Below are 23,366 nucleotides of genomic sequence, written 5' to 3'. Positions count from 1 at the left end.
CAAAAGCGCATGCGGAGCGTCCAGGGCGGCGTTCCCACGCCGCGGAATCAAGGATTCTCCAAGTCATGCCCCAACGACTGGATAAACAACGAAAACAGCTCCGGCTGCGACGAGATATCCAGCTTGGCATACAGGTGCCGGCGGTGAACCTTGACCGTATCCGGCGAGATATTCAGCCGTTCGGCCATGGCTTTTGACGAAAACCCGCGCAATACCAATCGCGCTATTTCCAGTTCCCGCTCCGACAATACGCCACAGCCGAAATGACTCAACGCGTCCCGTATCTGGCTGGCCATTTCCGCCGGCGCGGCCACTCGCTGGGTGCTTTGCTGCCAATGCTGCTGCATCAACGGCAACACCCAGGCCGCGAGCGTGGTCATCAACCCCGTTTCCTCGCCGGTAAACAACCGCTGCATCCCCAACGACAGCGATAACGTCCCCGCACCCGGCAATTGCAGGATGAATTGCACCTCGTCTTCCAGCACGTTGTCGTGGAAGTAATTGAGGAAGTATTCACTCTGGCGAAAATGATCCGGCGCCACTTCCTCAAGGCGGTACACGCCACTGGCATACCCCTCGCGACACGCCTGGAAAAACGGGTCCAACAGGTACAAGCCATTCAGATAAACCAGCATCGACGCCGGTTTGCTGCTCGGTTGTGCGTCGTATTCTTCCAGCGCTTCGGGCGGGCCATCGGCGGGGTAGAAGATCGCCAGGGCATTGTCGAAGGGCAGGCATTGGTGCAGCAACAGCACCAGTTGCTTCCAGAAACGCCCGGTGCCGATCTGTGCAACGGTACGCCCCAGGCCCGCGTGCATGCCGACTTCCCTGAACAGGCTCATGTGCAGCTCCACGCTAAGGATTCAGGCCGCAAGGGTTCGACTTTTGCCCGGCGGCGTCAAGGGGAGTACTCCAATAGGGGAATTGGCCGATTTACACAGAGTGTTTAAGTTGGCCGTCAGTCAGTGGGGAACATACCCTGCGCCGCTTCACCTTTTCGTTTCTGCCTCAAACCAAGAACAATCAAGAGGATAACGATATGAGTGCTCCTTCCACGCCCGACGGCGTGCTGAAACCCACCCTGAGCGTATTCGATGTAGTGGCCATCACCGTCTCGGCGGTCACCCCGGCCAGTTCAGTGTTCGTGATTGCGCCGTTTGCCATCCAGCAGGCCGGCAGCGGGGTGTTCCTGGCCTTTGTGATGGCCGCCTTGCTCGCGCTGATGTTCGCCTTTTGCTACGCCGAACTCGGGCGTGCCCACAACAGCGCCGGCGGCGAATACGTGTATGCCAAGCGGGTGTTCGGCGGCATGGTCGGCTACGCGACGTTCCTCACGGTACTGGTGATGCTGCTGTTTATCCCGCCGGTACTGGCCACCGGGGCGGCGACTTACCTGAATAACGCCCTCGGCACCCAATTCGATTCGCAAACCGTGGCCCTGGTGATTGTGGTGTGCAGCTACGCCCTGGGTATCCTCAACATCAAGCTGAATGCCTGGATCACCGGCACCTGCCTGCTGCTGGAAGTGGCGGCGTTGCTGGTGATCGTGTTTATCGGCTTCGGCAACCCGGTGCAGCCGGTCAGCGTGCTGTTGCAACCGCAAATCGTCGAGAACGGCGTGCTGCACCTGGCGCCCTGGGCGCTGGTCATCGGCGCGGTGGGCATCGGCCTGTTCTCGTTCAATGGCTACGGTCCCGCCGTATTGCTGGCCGAAGACATGAAGTGCGGCGGCAGGGGCGTGCACAAGGCAGTGTTGTGGTCCCTGGGCCTGGTGGTGGTCATCGAGCTGGTGCCGATCACCGCCTTGCTGATCGGTGCGCCATCCCTCAGCGCGATGATCAGCAGCCCCGACCCGATCGGCTACCTGCTGACCAGCCACGGTAACGAAACCCTGTCGCGGCTGGTCAGCGCCGGGATCTTCCTGTCGGTATTCAACGCCATCGTCGCCATCGTCATCCAGATTGGCCGGGTGGTGTTCAGCAGCGGCCGCGATGCGCTGTGGACACCCACCATCAACAAACTCTTCACCCGGATTCATCCACGCTGGGATTCCCCGTGGTTGGCTACGCTGTTCCTGGCGGTCCCTTCGGCATTGCTCAGCTTCAGCTCCAACCTGGCGGACCTGACGTCTTTCAGCGTGCTGCTGATCATGCTGGTGTACCTGATCGTGGCGTTGAGCGCGTTGATGAGCCGGGTGTTGCTGCGTGACCGCGAGCACCCGTATCGCATGCCGTTGTGGCCGGTGCCGGCCTTGCTGGCGGTGCTGGGCGCCGGCTACCTGTTGGTGACCCTGGCGATTGCCGCCTCGGTTCGCGACATCATGATTATCATCGGCCTGTTGGCACTGTCGGTGATCCTGTATTGCATCAGTGGCCGGTTGAGTCCGGCGTTTCAGAAATTGTAAGGAGTGGTTATGCGTGCACGTCAATTGGGCATCACCTTGGGACTGGGTACGCCCGGTGAGTTGAATGCCATCACCGACGTTCCAGGGGTTCGGGTCGGCCACAGTACGATCAAGAGCCGCATCGACGGCAAACAGGTACGTACCGGCGTGACGGCGATCCAGCCCCGGGCCGGTGCCGCGCGGTATCAGCCATGTTTTGCCGGCTACCACGTGCTCAACGGCAATGGCGACGCCACGGGGCTTGAGTGGATCAGCGAATCGGGGTTGCTGACCACGCCGCTGGCGATCACCAACACCCACAGCATCGGGATTGTGCGCGACACGCTGATCGCCCTGGAGCGCGAAAGCCTTGAAGACCCCGCCGTGTACTGGTGCATGCCGGTGGTGATGGAAACCTACGACGGCTTGCTCAACGATATCTGGGGCCAGCACGTCGGCCCGGAGCATGTGCGCGAGGCGCTGGCCAACGCCGAATCCGGGCCGGTGGCGGAGGGCGCCGTGGGCGGCGGCACCGGGATGATCTGCCATGAGTTCAAGGGGGGCATCGGTACCGCGTCACGGCGCTTGCCGGCGGAGCAGGGTGGCTGGACCGTCGGTGTGCTGGTGCAGGCCAACCATGGCAAGCGCCAGGAACTGCGCGTGGATGGTTACCCGGTAGGCCGGCAATTGATGGACATCCCGTCACCCTTTGCCGATCGCGGCACACCCGGCATGGGCTCCATCGTGGTGATCATCGCCACCGATGCGCCGTTGCTGCCCCATCAATGCCAGCGCCTGGCACAACGCGCGTCCATCGGGATTGCGCGCACGGGTGGCGGTACCGAGGACTCCAGCGGGGACCTGTTCCTGGCGTTCGCCACCGGCAATCAGGATTTGCCGGTGGCCGACTACGGGCGCAAGGGCTCGCCCCTCAGCACAGCCCTGCAAATGGTCAATAACGACCACATTTCACCGCTGTTCAGCGCGGCGGCGGAGGCCGTGGAAGAGGCGATCATTAATGCCATAGTGGCCGGCGAAGACATGACCACCGACCAGGGTGTGCGGGTGCCCGCGCTGGATGCCCACACACTCCTGCAGGCATTGCGCCAAACCGGCTGGCGCGGCCAGTAAGTAAACTAAGTCTTGTCCCGGTAATACGGGACAAACACTTAAATAGTGGCCAATCAATACTAACAATGACACGGTGACACTTTCTTAGTGCACCTCAGTCAATACTTTGGATCCATTCGTGGCTAAATGTCTTTAGGAGTATTTAATATTTAAATAGCTGGATTTTAATAACGCGCTATTTACCAGTGTTTGCAGGTTTTGTTCACCGGCCCAACTTTATCCTTGGATAAAAACCGCTGGACGAATGATTTCAGGTTGTGTCAGTTTTCTTTCGCCTTCAAAAGGGGCGAGTGATCGGACTTACTCGCCAGAGTGGGTCCGGTCGGACAAAAACTGTTCCACTTGCAAACAAGGAAGTACGTTTATGTCAAAAGTAAAAGACAAAGCTATTGTGTCGGCGGCTCAAGCAAGTACCGCTTACACCCAGGTCGATAGCTTTAGCCATCAATACGACCGCGGTGGCAACCTCACGGTCAATGGCAAACCGTCGTTCACCGTCGACCAGGCCGCCGACCACCTGCTGCGTGAGAACGCCGCGTACCGGGACGTGGATGGCAACGGCAAGATCGATCTCACCTACACCTTCCTGACTTCGGCTTCGAACGCGACCATGAACAAGCATGGGATCACCGGGTTCAGCCAGTTCAACACCCAGCAGAAAGCACAGGCCGTACTGGCCATGCAATCCTGGGCCGATGTGGCCAATGTCACCTTCACCGAGAAAGCCTCGGGCGGTGACTTCCACATGACCTTCGGCAACTACAGCGGCGGCCAGGACGGCGCAGCGGCCTTTGCCTACCTGCCAGGCACCAACGCCAAGTACAACGAAAGCGGCCTTGACGGCACTTCCTGGTACCTGACGAACAACAGCTACACGCCGAACAAGACCCCGGACCTGAACAACTATGGCCGGCAGACCCTGACCCACGAAATCGGCCACACCCTGGGCCTGGACCACCCTGGCGACTACAACGCCGGGACCGGCAACCCTTCGTACAAAGACGCGGACTATGGACAGGACACGCGTGGCTACAGCGTCATGAGTTACTGGAGCGAGAGCAACACCAACCAGAACTTCAGCAAAGGCGGGGTAGAAGCCTACTCGTCCGGCCCGCTGATCGACGACATCGCCGCGATCCAGAAGCTCTACGGCGCCAACTACAACACCCGTGCCGGTGACACCACCTACGGCTTCAACTCCAACACCGGGCGTGATTTCCTCAGCGCCACTTCATCGGCCGACAAGCTGGTGTTCTCGGTGTGGGACGGTGGCGGCAACGACACCCTGGACTTCTCCGGTTTTACCCAGAACCAGAAGATCAACCTCAATGAAACCTCGTTCTCCGACGTTGGCGGCCTGGTGGGCAACGTTTCCATCGCCAAGGGTGTGACCGTGGAGAACGCCATCGGCGGTTCGGGCAACGACCTGCTGATCGGTAACGCAGCCGCCAACGTCCTCAAGGGCGGTGCCGGCAACGACATCATCTTCGGCGGCGGCGGTGCAGACCAGCTGTGGGGCGGCTCAGGCAACGACACCTTCGTGTTCGGCGCCAGCTCCGACTCCAAGCCGGGTGCGGCCGACAAGATCTTCGACTTCACCTCGGGTTCCGACAAGATCGACCTCACCGGCATCACCAAAGGTGCAGGCCTGACCTTCGTCAACGCGTTTACCGGTCATGCCGGCGACGCGGTGCTGTCCTACGCTTCGGGTACCAACCTGGGCACATTGGCCGTGGACTTCTCCGGGCACGGCGTGGCGGATTTCCTCGTCACCACCGTTGGCCAGGCAGCCGTCAGCGACATCGTGGCCTGATACACGCGTAAAGGAGGGTGGCGCACACGCGCCGCCCTCTGCCCTTGCATCCACCCCATGAACGGGCGAAGGTGATGACGCTATTTCGCAGTACCGTGGCCTGGAGTTTCCAGGTGTTGCTTATGTCGGCAGGAGCCACAGCAATGGCAAGCAGTCTGGTTTTACCTACTTCCGCGCAGTTGGCCGGGCATTGGGCGCTGCACCAGCAAGAGCAGGTGTGCGCACTGGACTTGATTGAGCAGGCTAACGCGTTAGGGGGCGATGTGGAGTGCGCCGGACAATGGCTGGGGGAAGCCCCCGTTAGTTGGACGCCTACTCCCGATGGTATTTGGCTGATGAATGCCGAAGGCACCGGCATAACCCATTTGAATCGCCAGAAAGAAGGCGAATATGAAGGTCGCGCAAAAACCGGCGCGGTATTGATATTGCAACGTGCACCGTAATAGTTCGTTATAACAATATAACCCGATTTTAATGTTTGCCCGCCCCTTATTGGGGCGCTCGGTAAACTATTGCGCGTCATTCGGCTCAGGGAAGATCAGGCAACATGGCGAAGACCACTCCCGTTGCACCATTGTTCAAGGCACTCGGCGACTACAAAAGTATTCTGATCAGTATTGGCTGTTTCACGGCATTGATTAACGTATTGATGTTGGTGCCGTCGATTTATATGTTGCAAGTCTACGACCGCGTACTGTCTTCACAGAACGAAACCACCCTGGTGATGTTGACGCTGATGGTGGTGGGGTTCTTCGCCTTTATCGGTGTGCTGGAGGTGATCCGCAGCTTTATCGTGATTCGCATCGGCAGCCAGCTGGAGCGGCGTTTCAACCTGCGGGTCTACAAGGCCGCTTTCGAGCGCAACCTGCAACGGGGCGAAGGCCATGGCGGGCAATCCCTGGGGGACCTGACCCACATCCGCCAATTCATCACCGGGCCTGCGCTGTTCGCGTTTTTCGACGCGCCGTGGTTTCCGATCTATCTGTTCGTGATTTTCCTGTTCAACGTGTGGCTGGGTGTCTTGGCCAGTGCCGGTGCCGTGCTGCTGATTGCCCTGGCGTGCCTTAACGAATACCTGACCAAAAAGCCTCTGGGTGAAGCCAGCGGTTATTCCCAGCAATCCACCCAATTGGCCACCAGCCACCTGCACAACGCCGAAACCATCCAGGCCATGGGCATGCTCGGTGCATTGCGCAAGCGCTGGTTCAAGGTGCATTCGCAGTTCCTGGGCCTGCAGAACAAGGCCAGCGACACCGGCTCGATCATCAGTTCCCTGAGTAAATCCCTGCGCCTGTGCCTGCAATCGTTGGTGCTGGGCCTGGGTGCGCTCCTGGTGATCAAGGGCGACATGACCGCCGGGATGATGATCGCAGGCTCCATTTTGATGGGTCGGGTGTTGAGCCCCATCGACCAGTTGATTGCCGTGTGGAAGCAATGGAGTTCGGCCAAGCTGGCCTACCAGCGCCTGGACAACCTGATGCGCGAGTTTCCGCCTCAGGGCGAGCAGATGGCCTTGCCGGCGCCCAAGGGCAATGTGAGTTTCGAGCAAGTCAGCGCAGGCCCGCCGGGGCGACGTGTGCCGACCTTGCATCAAGTCAGCTTCAACCTGACTGCGGGCGAAGTGCTCGGCGTGCTGGGTGCTTCCGGCTCCGGCAAGTCGACGCTGGCCCGCGTGCTGGTGGGCGTATGGCCAACCCTGGCGGGCACCGTGCGCCTGGACGGAGCCGACATTCATCGCTGGGACCGCGACGACCTCGGGCCGCATATCGGTTATCTGCCCCAGGACATCGAACTGTTCAGCGGCAGCATCGCCGACAACATCGCGCGCTTTCGCGAAGCCGACCCGGATTTGGTGGTGCAGGCCGCCCAACAGGCAGGCGTGCACGAATTGATCCTGCGCTTGCCCCACGGCTACGACACCGTGCTCGGCGACGAGGGCAGCGGCCTGTCCGGTGGGCAGAAACAACGGGTCGCCCTGGCCCGCGCGCTGTACGGCGGGCCACGCCTGATCGTGCTCGACGAGCCCAACTCCAACCTCGACACCGTGGGTGAATCCGCCCTGGCCAGCGCGATCATGCAGATGAAAGCCCAGGGCAGCACGGTGGTGCTGGTGACTCACCGTTCCTCGGCGTTGGCCCAGGCCGACAAGCTGCTGGTGCTGAACGAAGGTCGTTTGCAGGCATTTGGTCCGAGCCAGGACGTGCTGCGCGCACTGTCCGGCCAGCAGGAAGCACCACGAGAAAAGGCCGGGGTCAGCCTCAGCCGTCAGTATCAAGCCGGAAGGAATCCAGGCGCATGAGCAGCGACAGCAGCATTCAAATCAACCGCGATTACGAACAGACCCATCCCGAGCACGACGCGCGTTTTTTCGCCCGCATGGGGTGGCTGCTGACGGTGGTCGGCGCCGGCGGGTTTTTCCTCTGGGCCAGTCTGGCGCCGCTGGACCAGGGGATCCCGGTACAAGGCACGGTGGTGGTTTCGGGCAAGCGCAAGGCGGTACAAACCCTGAGCCCCGGCGTGGTCAGCCGGATCCTGGTGCGTGAGGGCGAGGCGGTGAAGCAGGGCCAGCCGCTGTTCCGTCTCGACCAGACGCAGAACCAGGCCGACGTGCACTCCCTGCAAGCCCAGTACCGCATGGCCTGGGCCAGCGTGGCACGGTGGCAGAGCGAGCGGGATAACCAGTCGACGATCACCTTTCCGGCGCAATTGAGCGGCAACCCGGACCAAGCCCTGGCACTGGTCCTCGAAGGCCAGCGTCAACTGTTCAGCAGCCGCCGCGAAGCCTTTGCCCGGGAACAGGCCGGGATTCGCGCCAGTATCGAAGGCGCTACGGCGCAACTGAACGGCATGCGCCGCGCCCGCAGTGACCTGACCGCCCAGGCGCAATCCCTGCGAGACCAGTTGAACAACCTGCAACCCCTGGCCGACAACGGCTACATCCCGCGCAACCGGCTGATGGAGTACCAGCGGCAACTGTCCCAGGTGCAACAGGACCTGGCGCAGAACACCGGCGAAAGCGGGCGGGTGGAGCAGGGCATCCTCGAATCGCGCCTCAAGTTGCAGCAGCACAGCGAGGAGTACCAGAAGGAAGTGCGCAGCCAACTGGCCGACGCGCAACTGCGCAGCCTGACCCTGGAACAACAACTGACCTCCGCCGGTTTCGACCTGCAGCACAGCGAGATCAACGCGCCCGCCGATGGCATCGCGGTCAACCTGGGCGTGCACACCGAAGGCGCCGTGGTGCGTGCCGGTGAAACCCTGCTGGAAATCGTGCCCCAGGACACCCGCCTGGAAGTCGAAGGGCGCCTGCCAGTGCACCTGGTGGACAAGGTCGGTGCGCACTTGCCGGTGGACATTCTCTTCACCGCCTTCAATCAGAGCCGCACGCCGCGGGTGCCGGGGGAGGTGAGCCTGATCTCCGCCGACCAGATGCTCGACGAAAAAACCGGCATGCCTTACTACGTGCTGCGCACCACCGTCAGCAGCAGCGCCCTGGAGAAACTCCATGGCCTGGTGATCAAGCCGGGGATGCCCGCCGAGATGTTCATCCGCACCGGCGAGCGCTCCTTGCTCAATTACCTGTTCAAGCCGCTGCTGGACCGCGCCGGCTCGGCATTGACCGAGGAATGAGCATGAAGCCGATGTTCATCGCCTTGCTGCTCGCCTGCGGCAGCGCCCAGGCCGCCATGGGCCCGTTCGATGTCTACGAACAGGCCCTGCGCAACGACCCGGTATTCCTCGGCGCCATCAAGGAACGCGACGCCGGCCTGGAAAACCGCACCATCGGCCGCGCCGGCCTGCTGCCCAAGCTCTCGTACAACTACAACAAGGGCCGCAACAACTCCCAGGCCACCTTGCCCGACGGGCGCGGCGGCAATTATCACGATGACCGCAACTACAACAGCTATGGCTCCACGTTCACCCTGCAACAGCCGCTGTTCGACTACGAAGCCTATGCCAACTACCGCAAGGGCGTGGCCCAGGCACTGTTTGCCGACGAGAGCTTCCGCGACAAGAGCCAGGCGCTGCTGGTGCGGGTGCTGACCTATTACACCCAGGCGTTGTTTGCCCAGGACCAGATCGACATTGCCCGCGCCAAGAAAAAGGCCTACGAGCAGCAGTTCCAGCAGAACCAGCATCTGTTCCAGCAGGGTGAGGGCACCCGCACCGACATCCTGGAAGCCGAGTCGCGTTATGAGCTGGCGACTGCCGAGGAAATCCAGGCGCTGGATGAACAGGACGCCTCGCTGCGCGAACTCGGGGCGCTGATTGGCGTGCAGAGCGTCAACATCAACGACCTGGCGCCGCTGAACCCGGGGTTTGCCGCCTTCACCCTGACCCCGGCCAATTACGACACCTGGCACGAACTGGCGCTGACCAACAACCCCAACCTGGCCTCGCAACGCCAGTCCGTGGAAGTGGCGCGTTATGAAGTGGAGCGCAACCGTTCGGGGCACCTGCCACGCATCACGGCGTATGCCAGCTCGCGCCAGCAGGAATCCGACAGCGGCAACACCTACAACCAGCGCTACGACACCAACACCATCGGCATCGAAGTCAGCATGCCGTTGTATGCCGGTGGCGGCGTCTCGGCTTCCACCCGCCAGGCCAGCCGCGCCATGGAGCAGGCCGAGTACGAACTGGAAGGCAAGACCCGCGAAACCCTGATCGAACTGCGACGCCAGTTCAGTGCTTGCCTGTCGGGCGTCAGCAAGTTGCGGGCGTATCAAAAGGCGCTGACTTCGGCTGAAGCGCTGGTGGTCTCGACCAAGCAAAGCATCCTCGGGGGCGAGCGGGTCAACCTCGATGCGCTGAACGCCGAGCAGCAGTTGTACAGCACCCGTCGCGACCTGGCCCAGGCACGGTACGACTACCTGATGGCCTGGACCAAATTGCATTACTACGCGGGCAACTTGCGTGACACCGACCTGGCCAAGGTGGACGAGGCGTTTGGTCCTGAGAGCCGCTGATGCCTGGACGAGTGGTACTTGGTGCAAGGGAGCTTTGGTGGCATGGGCGCTTGTTTTGGCAAGGGAGYTTTCTGTGGCAAGGGCGCTTGTTGTGGCGAGGGAGCTTGCTCCCGCTGGGCTGCGTAGCGGCCCCAAGATCTTGGGAGCGCTGCGCACTCCAGCGGGAGCAAGCTCCCTCGCCACAGGTATTTCAACAATAAGAAAAGGGACTCTTCATGATCACTGGTTCACCTCGCTTCAAACCCTTCACCGCAGGCTCCTTGCTGCTGCTGTCAGTGGCGGCCCACGGGCAGTACATCGAAGCCGGAAAAGTCGGCGACCCCGGCAGTTGGCGCACCGCCGAGTTCCAGAGCGACTGGGGCCTGGACCGGATGAAAGCCAACGAGGCCTATGCGAGCGGCATCACCGGCAGTGGCGTGAAGATCGGCGCCCTGGACTCGGGTTTCGACCCCAACCATCCCGAAGCCTCAAAAGACCGCTATCACGCGGTCACCGCCAGTGGCACCTATGTCGATGGCAGCCCCTTCACGACCACCGGCGCGCTCAACCCAAACAATGACTCCCACGGCACCCACGTCACCGGCACCATGGGCGCGGCCCGCGATGGCGTGGGCATGCACGGCGTGGCGTACAACGCGCAGATCTACGTCGGCAACACCAACGCCAATGACAGTTTCCTGTTCGGCCCCACGCCAGACCCCAAGTACTTCAAGGCGGTGTACAGCGCGCTGGTGGATTCCGGCGTGCGCGCGATCAATAACAGTTGGGGCAGCCAACCCAAGGATGTCAGCTACCAGACCATTGGCGACCTGCACGCTGCCTATGCCCAGCACTACAACCAGAACACCTGGCTGGATGCCGCGGCCGATGTGGCCAAGGCCGGGGTGATCAACGTGTTCAGTGCTGGCAACAGCGGCTACGCCAACGCCAGCGTGCGTTCGGCCTTGCCTTATTTCCAGCCGGAGCTGGAAGGCCACTGGCTGGCGGTATCGGGCCTGGACAAGGCGAACAACCAGAAATACAACCAGTGCGGCATCGCCAAGTACTGGTGCATTTCCACCCCCGGGGCGTTGATCAACAGCACCATTCCCGATGGCGGTTATGGGGTGAAATCCGGCACCTCGATGTCGGCGCCCCATGCCACCGGCGCACTGGCGCTGGTGATGGAACGCTATCCATACCTGAACAACGAACAGGCCTTGCAGGTGCTGTTGACCACGGCCACCCAGCTCAATGGCGCGGTCACCGATGCACCGACCACTCAGGTCGGCTGGGGCGTGCCGGACCTTGGCCGAGCAATGCACGGGCCCGGGCAATTGCTCGGGCCGATGAATGTCACGTTGGCGGCCGGGCAGGGCGATGTGTGGAGCAATGCGATCTCCGACAAGGCGCTGATCCAGCGTCAGGCCGAAGACAGGGCCGAAACCCTGGCCTGGCAGCAAACCCTGCGCGACAAGGGCTGGGAGAACGGCGTGGGCGCCGGCGCGAGTCAGCAGGACCAGACGGACTATGCCGTTGGCACTGCTCGTGCGGCAGCCGCGGCCCAGCGTATCTACGAAGGCAGCCTGACCAAATCCGGTGCGGGCAGCCTGATCCTGGCGGGCGAAAACACCTACCGTGGCCCGACCACCGTGAATGGCGGCCGGTTGGCGGTGAATGGCTCGCTGACGTCCGCGGTGACGGTCAATGACAGCGGCACGTTGGGCGGCTCCGGTCGCATCGCAGCGTTACAGGTCAATAGCGGCGGCACCGTGGCGCCGGGCAACTCCGTGGGCACCTTGCAGGTGGCCGGAGATGCAAACCTCGCCGCCGGCTCGACCTATGCGGTCGAACTCACCCCCACCACCAGCGACCGGATTGTCGCCACGGGCAAGGCAATCCTCGGCGGCGGCACCGTGACCCTGGCCCTGGAAAACAGCCCGACCCTGCTCAGCCTGCAACAGGCGGAAAGCCTGGTGGGGCGCCAGTACAACATCCTCCAGGCGGCTGGCGGGATCCAGGGCCAGTTCGGTGCCGTGTTGCCCAACTACCTGTTCCTCGGCGGCACCCTCGACTATGCCGCCAACGGTGTGCAACTGGGCATTGCCCGCAGTGATGCGAGTTTCGCCAGTGTCGGTGCCACTCGTAACCAGCGTTCGGTGGCGGCGGCCGCCGAGCAGTTGGGCGCCGGTAATCCGGTGTACGAAAGCATCCTGCGGTCAGACTCGGCAGCCACGGCGCAGTCGGGTTTCCAGCAGCTGTCGGGAGAAATCTACCCGGCCATCGGCACAATGCTGATCAATGACAGCCGCCAGGTACGCGATGCCGTGGGCGAGCGCCTGCGCCATACGCCGGTTACCGGTGAGAGCAACGTGTGGGTCAAGGCGCTCGGCAGTTGGGGCAAGACCGACAGCCGCAGCGACACGGCAGGCTACACCAGCTCACTGGGCGGCATKCTGGCCGGTGTCGACGGCGCGCTGGACGAGCAGACCCGTGCCGGTCTCGTGGCCGGTTACAGCGACAGCTCGCTGAACATGGGCAGCGGCACGCATTCATCGGCGTCCATCGACAGCTACCACCTCGGCGCCTACGCCGGGCATGAGCTGGGCAATTGGCGCTTGAGCGTCGGCGGTGCCTACAGCTGGCATCGCGGCGACGTGAAACGCGACTTGCAGTACGGCGAAGTCAGCGGCAAGCAGAAGGACAAGCTGGATGCGCGCAGCGCCCAGGTATTTACCGAAGCGGCCTACCGTTTGAACGTGTCCTCGGTGGCGCTGGAGCCGTTCGCCAACCTGGCTTACGTGCATCTGGACAACGAACGCTTTGACGAGAAAGGCGACGCCGCCGCGCTGGAGCGTGGCAGTGACAGCCGCGATGCGGTGCTGAGCACCCTGGGCCTGCGGGCGGCAAAAACCTTCCCCCTCAATGACCGCCAGCAACTGGACGTTTCCGGCTCGCTGGGCTGGCAGCACAGCCTGAGTGCCGTTGAATCCGAAGAGCACCTGGCGTTTGTCGCCGGAGGGCCGTCGTTTGCGGTGCAAAGCTCGCCGTTGATGCGCGACGCGGCATTGGTGGGCGTGCAGGCGAGCCTGGCGTTGAGCAAAAGCACACGGGTCAACCTCGACTACACCGGCCAATTGGCTGGCCGGGAAAAAATCCAGGGTGTGGGGTTGAGCCTGAACTGGCAGTTCTGAGCAAGATCCTGAGGTCGAAAGAGGTCAACTGTGGGAGCGGGCTTGCTCGCGAATGCGGTGTGTCAGTCGACGCACCTGTAACTGAGCCACCGCATTCGCGAGCAAGCCCGCTCCCACATGGGGTCGGCGACGCTTGGGAGAAACGTGATTTATACAAGTGCAATAAAAACTAAGGAAGGTCACCGTGAAAAAAACAAAACGAGGGTTTCAATCCGCCATCCCAACAGGCCCGGGCTACCCGCTCAAGGCCCTGAGCTGCGTGCCATACGGCGCGTTGCTGTGTTGCCTGGCCAGCCTGGGTACCGCCCAGGCCGCACCCTACGTGGAAACCGGAAAACTGGGAGATGCTGCCAGTTGGCGCAGTAATGAATTCAAGGCCGATTGGGGCCTGGGCGCCGTGCATGCAGACGCCGCCTACGCCGCCGGCTACACAGGCAAGGGCGTGAAGCTGGGGATCTTCGACCAGCCGGTGTATGCCCAGCATCCGGAATTCGCCAGCCCCGGCAAAGTGGTCACGCTCGTGACCGAAGGCATTCGCCAATACACCGACCCGTACATCCCGGTGAAAGCCGGGGACGCGTTTCGCTACGACGGCACGCCTTCCCTGGGTTCCAACGGCAAGCTCGGCAATCACGGCACCCACGTAGGCGGGATCGCTGCGGGTAACCGCGACGGCGGGCCAATGCACGGCGTGGCGTTCGATGCGCAGATCATCAGCGCCGAAAACGGTGACCCGGGCCCCGAAGACGGGATCATCCTGGGCAACGACGGTGCGGTCTACAAAGCCGGTTGGGACGCGCTGGTGGCCAGCGGCGCACGCATTATCAACAACAGCTGGGGCATCGGCATCGGTGACCAGTACGCCAAGGGCGGCCGAGATCCGGCATTCCCCAACTTCACGGTCAATGAAGCCCAGGCGCAGTTCAATAACATTCGGCCGATCCTTGGGACGATCGCAGGTGGCGCTTATCAGGGCGCCATTGATGCGGCCCGCAGCGGCGTGCTGACGATCTTTGCCGCCGGAAACGATTACAACCGCAACAACCCGGATGCGATCTCGGGCCTGGCGTACTTCGTGCCGGAGATTGCACCCAACTGGCTGTCGGTGGCGGCCTTGCAACAGAATCCCGACACCGCCAGTTCCGATCCTTACGTGATCAGTACGTTTTCCTCGCGCTGCGGGTATGCCGCCAGCTTCTGCGTCGCGGCCCCCGGCACCAAGATCTACAGTTCGGTGATCAACGGCACCTCCCTGGAAAACCTGACCACCGACTACGCCAATTTCAACGGCACCTCCATGGCCGCGCCGCATGTGGCCGGCAGTGCAGCGGTGTTGATGGAGCGCTTCCCGTACATGAGCGGCGACCAGATCTCCACGCTGCTGAAAACCACCGCGACCGACCTCGGCGCACCGGGCATCGACTCCCTGTACGGTTGGGGCATGATCAACCTGGGCAAGGCCATCAACGGCCCGGGGATGTTTGTGACGGCTGAGGATATCCCGGCGGAGTTTCGTATCGACGGCGCCTACGGCTCCGGCCAGTTTGTCGCGGACCTGCCAGGGATTGGCGCCGTGGTGGATGCCGGCAAACCGACCCAGCGCACGTGCACCGATGTGCATTGCGGGCTGGATGTGTGGAGCAACGATATCTCCGGGCATGGCGGCCTGACCAAGCAGGGCATTGGCGCGCTGGTACTGACCGGCACCAACACCTACAGCGGCCCGACCCTGGTCAACCAAGGGTTGCTGGCGATCAATGGCTCGATCACCTCCGACGTTACCGTCAGCAGCAGCGGCGTAGTGGGCGGTTCCGGGCGCATTGGTTCGCTGACAGCGAACAGCGGCGGTACCGTGGCGCCGGGCAACTCCATCGGCACCCTGAACGTGGCCGGGGATGTGAACTTCGCGGCGGGCTCTACCTATGCGGTGGAGTTGTCGGCCACCAACAGTGATCGCATCGTCGCCGGTGGCAAGGCCACCCTCAGCGGCGGCACGGTGACCCTGGCCCTGGAAAACAGCCCGACGCTGCTGACCCAGACCCAGGCCGAAAGCCTGATCGGTCGCCAGTACAACATCCTCCAGGCTGCAGGCGGGATTACCGGCAGCTTCGGTTCGGTGCTGCCCAACTATCTGTTTATCGGCGGCACCCTGAACTACGCCGCCAACGGCGTGCAGCTGGATGTGGGGCGCAATGCCAACACCTTTGCCAGTGTGGCCGCCACCCCGAACCAACGTTCGGTGGCCGCTGCTGCCGAGCAGTTGGGCGCGGGCAACGCCGTGTACGAAAGCCTGTTGCTGGCGCCGAATGCGGCTTCGGCCCAGGGTGCATTCCAGCAGCTGTCCGGGGAAATCTACCCGGCGCTGGAAACCGCGTTGGTGAATGACAACCGCTACCTGCGCGAAGCCGTGGGCGAGCGCTTGCAGCAAGGGGCAATGGGCGCATCGAGCCAGACCGTCGATAGCCGTGGCAACGTCTGGGTCAAGGCGTTGGGCGCCTGGAGCAAGACCAACAGCGGCAGCGATACGGCGGGCTACACCACCTCCATCGGCGGCATGCTGGCGGGTGTGGACGGCGCGCTGGATGAAGACACCCGTGTAGGCCTGGTGGCGGGGTACAGCGATACATCGCTGAACATGGGCAGCGACACCCATTCCCGGGCATCGGTGGACAGCTATCACCTGGGTGCGTATGCCGGGCATGAAATCGGTGCCTTGCGCTTGAGCGGTGGTGCGACCTACAGCTGGCACCGCGCCGATGTGAAGCGCGAGCTGCAATACGGTGAAGTCGCCGGCAAGCAGAAAGCCAAGGTGGATGCCCGCAGTACCCAGGTGTTTACCGAGGCGGCGTATCGCCTGAACCTGCAACCCCTGGCCCTGGAACCGTTCGCCAACCTGGCGTACGTGCATCTGGATGCCGATGGGTTTACCGAGAAGGGTGATGCGGCGGCCTTGAAGGGCCGGGATGACAGCCGCGATGTGGTGTTGAGTACCCTGGGTGCTCGAGCGCTGAAAACCTTGAATATCAATGACCATCAGCAACTGGAGCTTTCCGGCACCCTGGGTTGGCAGCACAACCTGAGCAGCGTCGATTCCGAGCGGCACCTGGCGTTTGCCTCGGGCGGCCCTTCGTTCACTGTGGAGAGTTCGTCGATGGTGCGTGATGCGGCATTGGTGGGGGCGCGGGTCAGCCTGGCGTTGAGCAAGGAGGCGAAGGTGAATCTGGATTACAACGGCCTGCTGGCAAGCAAGGAGAAAGTCCATGGGGTGGGTTTGAGCTTGGACTGGGCTTTCTAAACACTGCGGTTCGAAATGTGGGAGCGGGCTTGCTCGCGAARGCGGTGTGCCAGTCGGTGGATGGGTTGACTGATCCACCGCYTTCGCGAGCAAGCCCGCTCCCACATTGATCCGGTTCCAATCGTCCATTTGTGCAGATTCGGCTTTCTCGACAATTCCAACAAAAGAGAGGCAATACCATGGGTGTTTTCGACTATAAGAACCTCGGCACCGAGGGCTCCAAAGCGTTGTTCGCCGATGCCATGGCGATCACGCTGTACTCCTATCACAATCTGGACAACGGCTTTGCCGTGGGTTACCAGCACAACGGTTTTGGCCTGGGGCTGCCCGCCACTCTGGTGGGGGCGCTGCTGGGCAGCACCGATTCACAGGGGGTGATTCCGGGCATTCCCTGGAACCCGGATTCGGAAAAAGCCGCCCTCGAGGCGGTCAACAAGGCCGGCTGGACGCCCATCAGCGCCAGTACCCTGGGCTACGGCGGCAAGGTGGACGCCCGGGGCACGTTCTTCGGTGAAAAGCCCGGCTACACCACCGCGCAGGTGGAAGTGCTGGGCAAGTACGATGGCGACGGCAAGCTGCTGGAAATCGGCATTGGTTTTCGCGGGACTTCGGGGCCTCGGGAAACCTTGATCAGCGACTCCATCGGCGATTTGGTCAGTGACCTGCTGGCGGCGCTGGGGCCCAAGGACTACGCGAAAAACTACGCCGGCGAAGCCTTTGGCACCTTGCTCAAGGATGTCGCGGCGTATGCCGGCAGCCATGGCCTGTCGGGCAAGGACGTGGTGGTCAGCGGTCATAGCCTGGGTGGCCTGGCGGTCAACAGCATGGCCGATCTGAGCGGCAATAAATGGTCGGGGTTCTACAAGGACTCCAACTATGTGGCTTATGCCTCGCCAACCCAGAGTGCCGGCGACAAGGTGCTGAACATCGGTTATGAAAACGACCCGGTGTTTCGCGCGCTGGACGGCTCGTCGTTCAACTTCTCGTCACTGGGCGTGCACGACAAGCCCCATGAGTCGACCACGGACAATATCGTCAGCTTCAACGATCACTACGCGTCGACGCTGTGGAATGTCCTGCCGTTTTCCATCGTCAATGTTCCCACCTGGCTTTCTCATTTGCCCACCGGGTATGGGGATGGCATGACGCGGGTCCTGGACTCGCAGTTCTACGACCTGACCAGCCGGGACTCGACGATTATCGTGGCCAACCTGTCGGACCCGGCCCGGGCCAATACCTGGGTGCAGGACCTCAACCGCAATGCGGAGCCGCACAAGGGCAACACGTTCATCATCGGCAGTGATGGCGATGACCTGATCCAGGGTGGCAAGGGCGTGGATTTCATCGAGGGCGGCAAGGGCAATGACACTATTCGCGACAACAGCGGGCATAACACCTTTCTGTTCGGCGGGCAGTTTGGGCAGGACCGGGTGATTGGTTATCAGCCGACCGACAAGCTGGTGTTCCGGGACGTGGAGGGCAGTGCGGACTGGCGTGACCACGCCAAGGTGGTGGGGGGCGATACCGTGCTGAGTTTTGGCGCGGACTCGGTGACGCTGGTTGGCGTTGGGCTCGCCGGGGTTTGGGGCGATGGGGTTTCCATCGGCTAAGTAGCGCCACGGATTGATCGTTCCCACGCTCTGCGTGGGAACGCCGCCCCGGACGCTCTGCGTCCAACGGCCAACCCACGGTTCATGTCTTGCGCAGTGGTGACGCGGAGCGTCACGGGATGCATTCCCACGTAGAACGTGGGAACGATCATGGCAAAGAAAAGTGGGAGCCGACGGGCTCCCACTTTTTATTTCTCCTTCATCACGGTCGCGACGTCATCGGCCTTGACGCGAATATGCTTGCCGGCGATATCGGTGAATTCGTAGAAGCCATCGGCGGTTTTCGCGTTGGGCACGTCCTTGGTCAGGTATTGAGTGCCGTTCTGCAACGTCACCACCGTCTGCGTGGAGCAACCGGCCAATACCAGCAACGTCAACATACCCACCGCCAGACCCAAATTCTTCATGCTCATAACCCTTACCCTGATCCTTCGAAAACCCCGCACCTGAGCGGTCGAGGGAGACTCATTTAATGTGGCTGACAGCCATCTGATCATTATTACGCAAAAAGTTGCGTGTGCCTTTGATCTATTACTGATTGCAACAGTCGGTCAGGGACGGCACTCTGTATGCATAAACAGTGGTTGATCCAGTGCCTGAAATGTCCAATCCCCTAGAAGATCCGCTCTATTACCTGCATAACTTCCGCCAAGTGCTCGCCTGGCTGGGGCAGCGTTATGCCGATTTGCTGGCCCCGGACGAAGAGCATTTCATTCAGCAATTTGACAGCTTGCCGCAGGCTTCCCAGGCGTTACTGGTACGCATGGTGATGCGCAAGGGCGCGCATTTCCGGGCGGGCAAGCTCAACTATGTCGAGATCGGCGCGGTGCACGAGGCGGTTGTGCCTTTGCTGGAACAGGGTTGGGTGACGGATCAATGCCTGTTGTCGTTCGGCGAGTTGTTCGGCCTGTTGCAGAAAGCGGAAATCCTGGCGGCGTTCAAACCCTGGATCGAGCAACCCAAGGCCAGGAAGGCGGACTGGCTGGAAACGCTGTCAACGCAGTTTTGTGAACTGCGTCACTTCCAGCACTGGTGCCCGGACCTGGCCGATCAGCTTTACAGCCTCACCGTGATGGAACTGTGCGACCGCCTGCGCCTGATGTTCTTCGGTAATCTCTATCAGGACTGGTCGGAATTTGTGCTGGCGGACCTGGGGATCTTTACCTACGAGAAAGTCGAATTCTGCGCCGAATCCCGCGGTTTGCGCAGCCGTGACGATGTGCACGGCTTCCTGTTCCTGCATCAGTGCCAGCAGGCCTTTGAAGCGGGCGAGGCACTCGATGGCGTGCTGGAACAAATCGCTACCTTGCACACCGACAACCCCTGGCTGGAGAAACGTCGGGCCAAGCTGTTGTTCCAGGTGGGCCAGTATTGTGAGCGCAGCGCCGAGTTGGCCCTGGCGGAAGCTATCTACCGGGGCTGCACCTATCCCGGCGCACGGGCGCGGCTGATCCGGGTGCTGGAGCGCCAGGAGGATTTTGCCCAGGCGATGGGGCTGGCCCGTGAGGCGCAACAGGCCCCGGAAAGCGCTGCCGAACAGCAGCACTTGCTGCGCGTGATACCCAGGCTGCGACGCAAGCTCGGCGAGCCGGCGCTGCCCAAGGCAAAACCCCGCGAGATCGTGCGCCTGGACCTCGAACTGCCGGCCCCGGAACCGATGATGTCGGTGGAGTATTGCGTACAGGCGCACCTCAGCGACCATGGTGCACCCGTGCATTACGTCGAGAACAGCCTGATCAATTCGTTGTTTGGCCTGCTGTGCTGGCCGGCGATTTTCGCGCCGTTGCCGGGGTCGTTTTTCCACCCGTTCCAGCGCGGGCCGGTAGACCTGCACAGCGAGGATTTTCATCTGCGGCGCGCCGAGCTGTTCGCCGAGTGCCTGGGCCAACTGGACGGTGAGCGCTACAAGCACACCATTCGCCAGCGTTATGTAGACAAATGGGGCATCCAGTCACCCTTCGTGTTCTGGAACGTGCTCAGCGAAGAACTGCTCGACCAGGCCCTCGACTGCCTGCCAGCGGCGCACCTGCGCCACTGGTTCGAACGCCTGCTGCTGGATATCCGCGCCAACCGCGCCGGCATGCCCGACCTGATCCAGTTCTGGCCCGAAGAAAAAACCTACCGCATGATCGAAGTCAAAGGCCCCGGTGATCGCCTGCAGGACAACCAGCTGCGCTGGCTGGAGTTCTGCGGCGAACACCAGATGCCCGTCACTGTGTGTTATGTGCGCTGGGCGGGGCAAGCCGCTTGAGCTACAGCGTTGCGGTGCGTGCGTTATGTGAGTTCACCGCCAAGGTCGGCGACCTCGACCTGCGCTTTACCCCGTCTCCCAGTGCCCAGGAAGGGATTGTCGGCCACCGCACCGTGGCCTCGCGGCGCAGCGCCCATTACCAGAATGAAGTCGCGCTGGAGGGCGAATACCAGCAGTTGAAAGTCCGGGGCAGGGCGGATGGCTACGACCCGGACCGCAACCAGCTGGAAGAGGTGAAAACCTATCGCGGCGACCTGGACAAACAACCGGCCAACCACCGGCAACTGCACTGGGCCCAGGTCAAGGTCTACGGCTGGTTGATGTGCCAGAAGCTCGGGTTGTCGGAGATTGTCCTGGCGCTGGTGTACTTCGACATTGTCGGCGAGCACGAGACGCTGCTCAGCCAACGGTTTCAGGCTGATGACCTGCAGGCATTCTTCGTGCAGCAATGCGCCCTGTTCCTCGGTTGGGCCGAACAGGAAATGCACCAGCGCGAAGCCCGCAATGCCGCAGCGGTTGCCCTGGGCTTTCCCCATGCGGCGTTTCGCCCGGGCCAGCGCGCCCTGGCGGAAACGGTCTACAAGGCGGTCAGCACCGGCCGCTGCCTGATGGCCCAGGCGCCTACCGGGATTGGCAAGACCGTCGGCACGATTTTCCCGATGCTCAAGGCCATGGCGCCGCAACAGCTGGACAAGGTGTTCTTCCTGACCGCCAAGACCCCGGGCCGCAAACTCGCGCTGGATGCGGCGCAAGTGCTGTATGACAGCAGCCCCGATCTGCCATTGCGGGTGCTGGAGCTGGTGGCGCGGGACAAGGCCTGCGAACACCTGGACAAAGCCTGCCACGGCGACTCCTGCCCACTGGCGAAGGGTTTTTATGACCGCTTGCCGGCGGCCCGCGAAGCCGCTTCCCGCGCGCGCCTGCTGGACCAGCGCAACCTGCGGGAAGTCGCCTTGGCCCATGACGTCTGCCCCTATTACCTGAGCCAGGAAATGGCACGCTGGGCCGACGTGGTGGTCGCCGACTACAACTATTACTTCGACTTCGGCGCCATGCTGTTCGGCCTGGCCCAGCTCAACCAGTGGCGCGTCGCGGTGCTGGTGGACGAAGCCCACAACCTGGTGGAGCGTGGCCGCTCGATGTACAGCGCGGCCCTCGACCAGTACACGCTCAAGACCCTGCGCGAGATCGCACCCGAGCCGCTGAAAAAGCCGCTCCAGCGCCTGAACCGTGAGTGGAATGCCCTGCACAAGGAGCAAGTGGCGCCTTATCAGGCCTACGCCCAGAAACCCGACAAACTGCTGCAGGCGCTGAGCCTGTGCACCAGCGCCATGGGTGAATATTTCAACGACCATCCCGAGGCACTCAATGGCGAACTGCAAGCCTTCTACTTCGAGGCCTTGCAGTTTGCCAAGGTCGCCGAGCTGTTCAACGAACACTTCATTTTCGACATCAGCAAACGCGAACTCAGCGGCAAGCGCAGTTCATCGAACCTGTGCCTGCGCAACGTGGTGCCCGCCGAATTCATTCGGCCCCGGCTGACGGCGGCCCGCAGCAGCGTGCTGTTTTCCGCAACCCTGAGCCCGCGGCACTACTACGCGGACTTGCTGGGAATGCCGCCCGACACGGCCTGGGTGGATGTGGAATCACCGTTCAAGGCCGAGCAGCTGCGGGTGCGTATCGTCGACCGGATCTCCACCCGGTTTGTGCATCGCCAGGCGTCCCTGGAGCCCATCGTCGAGCTGATTGCAGCGCAGTTTGCCCAGGCGCCGGGCAACTACCTGGCGTTTTTCAGCAGTTTTGATTATCTGCAGCAAGTGGCGCATTTGCTTGCCGAGCGGCACCCGCGCATCCCGCTGTGGCAGCAGTCACGGGGCATGGCCGAGGCTGAACGCCAGGCATTTCTCGACCAGTTCACCCAGCACAGCCAGGGCATCGGTTTCGCCGTGCTCGGCGGGGCATTCGGCGAAGGCATCGACCTGCCGGGAACCCGCCTGATTGGCGCGTTTATCGCCACCCTGGGCCTGGCGCAACTCAACCCGGTGAACGAGCAGCTCAAGCTGCGGATGGGCGCGATTTTCGGCGCCGGTTATGACTACACCTACCTTTATCCGGGCATCCAGAAGGTGGTGCAAGCTGCGGGCCGGGTGATCCGCAGCCAGCAGGACCGAGGGGTGGTAATGCTGATTGATGACCGGTTTGGCGAAGCGCGAGTGCGGCAGCTATTGCCGCGCTGGTGGTCGATCACTGCGGCGGATACACCGCATCCCGCAACTGGTGGGTGAACTGGCCGGACATGCCTTCGTAAGCCGTATTGGTCAGTGCCACCACCGTAAGCTTCTGCTGCGGGTCGACAAACCAGCTGTGACCGTAGGCGCCGCCCCATTCAAAGGTGCCCCGGGATTGCGGTGTGCCTGTCAACGCCGGGTCATCCAGCACCGCCCAGCCATAACCGAACCCCCAACCCGGGTCCTGGGTTTGCGCCTTGGCGCCGACCGAATCGGTGACCATCAACTGCACGCTGTGTGCCGACAGGATCGGAGCGCCGCCCCGGCGAATGGTTTCCAGGAACCGCGCAATATCACCTGCCGTCCCGGCCATGCCTGCGCCGCCGGAAGGGTAGGCCTGGGGATCGAGAATCCGCCGCACATCAAACAGCGCAGTGCTGGTGCCCGAGGTGATCGTGGCCTTGTCGACCATGCGCAACGGCTGCGGTGATCCATCCTGATACGCGGCGGAC

15 protein-coding genes are annotated in these 23,366 nt (G+C 62.1%); 12 read left to right on the top strand and 3 right to left on the bottom strand.

From position 1 onward, the window contains the following. Positions 1 to 47: 47 nt before the first annotated feature. Positions 48 to 842 carry a response regulator transcription factor gene (locus JV201_RS14855; protein ID WP_371132459.1) on the bottom strand — a complete coding sequence of 265 codons (795 nt, stop codon included), beginning with the start codon at positions 840 to 842 and terminating at the stop codon, positions 48 to 50. Positions 843 to 1,039: 197 nt separating this feature from the next. Here JV201_RS14855 and JV201_RS14850 point away from each other — a divergent pair, with 197 nt between their 5' ends. From JV201_RS14850 to JV201_RS14805, 10 genes are all read left to right on the top strand, one after another. Further along, positions 1,040 to 2,404 carry an APC family permease gene (locus tag JV201_RS14850; protein ID WP_219405625.1) on the top strand — a complete coding sequence of 455 codons (1,365 nt, stop codon included), beginning with the start codon at positions 1,040 to 1,042 and terminating at the stop codon, positions 2,402 to 2,404. A gap of 9 nt (positions 2,405 to 2,413) precedes the next feature. Continuing rightward, on the top strand, positions 2,414 to 3,514 hold the full coding sequence (locus tag JV201_RS14845) for a P1 family peptidase (protein WP_177051675.1): 1,101 nt from the start codon (positions 2,414 to 2,416) through the stop codon (positions 3,512 to 3,514). Between the two features lie 364 nt (positions 3,515 to 3,878). Continuing rightward, positions 3,879 to 5,327, top strand: a complete 1,449-nt coding sequence (locus JV201_RS14840) for a serralysin family metalloprotease (RefSeq protein WP_219405624.1) — start codon at positions 3,879 to 3,881, stop codon at positions 5,325 to 5,327. 74 nt (positions 5,328 to 5,401) lie between these two features. Then, entirely contained in the window at positions 5,402 to 5,770 is a 369-nt protein-coding gene (locus JV201_RS14835) for an AprI/Inh family metalloprotease inhibitor (protein WP_158213549.1), read from the top strand. Between the two features lie 104 nt (positions 5,771 to 5,874). Further along, positions 5,875 to 7,626, top strand: a complete 1,752-nt coding sequence (locus tag JV201_RS14830; RefSeq protein ID WP_008433777.1) for a type I secretion system permease/ATPase — start codon at positions 5,875 to 5,877, stop codon at positions 7,624 to 7,626. Next, positions 7,623 to 8,957: an HlyD family type I secretion periplasmic adaptor subunit gene (locus JV201_RS14825; RefSeq protein ID WP_008433775.1), complete on the top strand. Its 1,335-nt coding sequence runs from the start codon at positions 7,623 to 7,625 to the stop codon at positions 8,955 to 8,957. Before JV201_RS14830 ends, JV201_RS14825 begins: the two co-directional genes overlap by 4 nt. 2 nt (positions 8,958 to 8,959) lie before the next feature. After that, complete coding sequence (locus JV201_RS14820; RefSeq protein ID WP_003217106.1) at positions 8,960 to 10,297, top strand: TolC family outer membrane protein; 1,338 nt, start codon at positions 8,960 to 8,962, stop codon at positions 10,295 to 10,297. Between the two features lie 215 nt (positions 10,298 to 10,512). After that, positions 10,513 to 13,470 carry an autotransporter serine protease gene (locus JV201_RS14815; protein ID WP_219405623.1) on the top strand — a complete coding sequence of 986 codons (2,958 nt, stop codon included), beginning with the start codon at positions 10,513 to 10,515 and terminating at the stop codon, positions 13,468 to 13,470. A gap of 184 nt (positions 13,471 to 13,654) precedes the next feature. Further along, a complete protein-coding gene (locus JV201_RS14810; protein WP_219405622.1) occupies positions 13,655 to 16,765 on the top strand; it encodes an autotransporter domain-containing protein in 3,111 nt (1,036 codons plus the stop codon). A 179-nt stretch (positions 16,766 to 16,944) separates the two neighbouring features. Continuing rightward, positions 16,945 to 18,375, top strand: coding sequence for a lipase (locus JV201_RS14805; protein ID WP_219405621.1), 1,431 nt, complete (start codon positions 16,945 to 16,947; stop codon positions 18,373 to 18,375). A 188-nt stretch (positions 18,376 to 18,563) separates the two neighbouring features. On the opposite strand, the gene JV201_RS14800 is transcribed toward JV201_RS14805, so the two are convergent. After that, entirely contained in the window at positions 18,564 to 18,788 is a 225-nt protein-coding gene (locus tag JV201_RS14800) for a YgdI/YgdR family lipoprotein (protein WP_003217100.1), read from the bottom strand. A 188-nt stretch (positions 18,789 to 18,976) separates the two neighbouring features. On the opposite strand from JV201_RS14800, the gene JV201_RS14795 reads away from it, so the two are divergent. Both JV201_RS14795 and JV201_RS14790 read left to right on the top strand, forming a co-directional pair. After that, a complete protein-coding gene (locus JV201_RS14795; RefSeq protein ID WP_219405620.1) occupies positions 18,977 to 20,626 on the top strand; it encodes a VRR-NUC domain-containing protein in 1,650 nt (549 codons plus the stop codon). Next, positions 20,623 to 22,911 (top strand): ATP-dependent DNA helicase, encoded by a 2,289-nt coding sequence (locus JV201_RS14790; protein WP_219405615.1) that lies wholly within the window; start codon positions 20,623 to 20,625, stop codon positions 22,909 to 22,911. Before JV201_RS14795 ends, JV201_RS14790 begins: the two co-directional genes overlap by 4 nt. Here the strand turns inward: JV201_RS14790 and JV201_RS29755 are convergent. Continuing rightward, on the bottom strand, positions 22,871 to 23,366 hold a 496-nt coding region (locus JV201_RS29755; protein ID WP_257903225.1), incomplete at its 5' end, for a serine hydrolase domain-containing protein. The genes JV201_RS14790 and JV201_RS29755 overlap by 41 nt on opposite strands.

The sequence above is a fragment of the Pseudomonas sp. Colony2 genome, assembly GCF_019382755.1.
Lineage (GTDB): Bacteria > Pseudomonadota > Gammaproteobacteria > Pseudomonadales > Pseudomonadaceae > Aquipseudomonas.
This window is presented reverse-complemented; position numbering and strand designations above follow the sequence as displayed.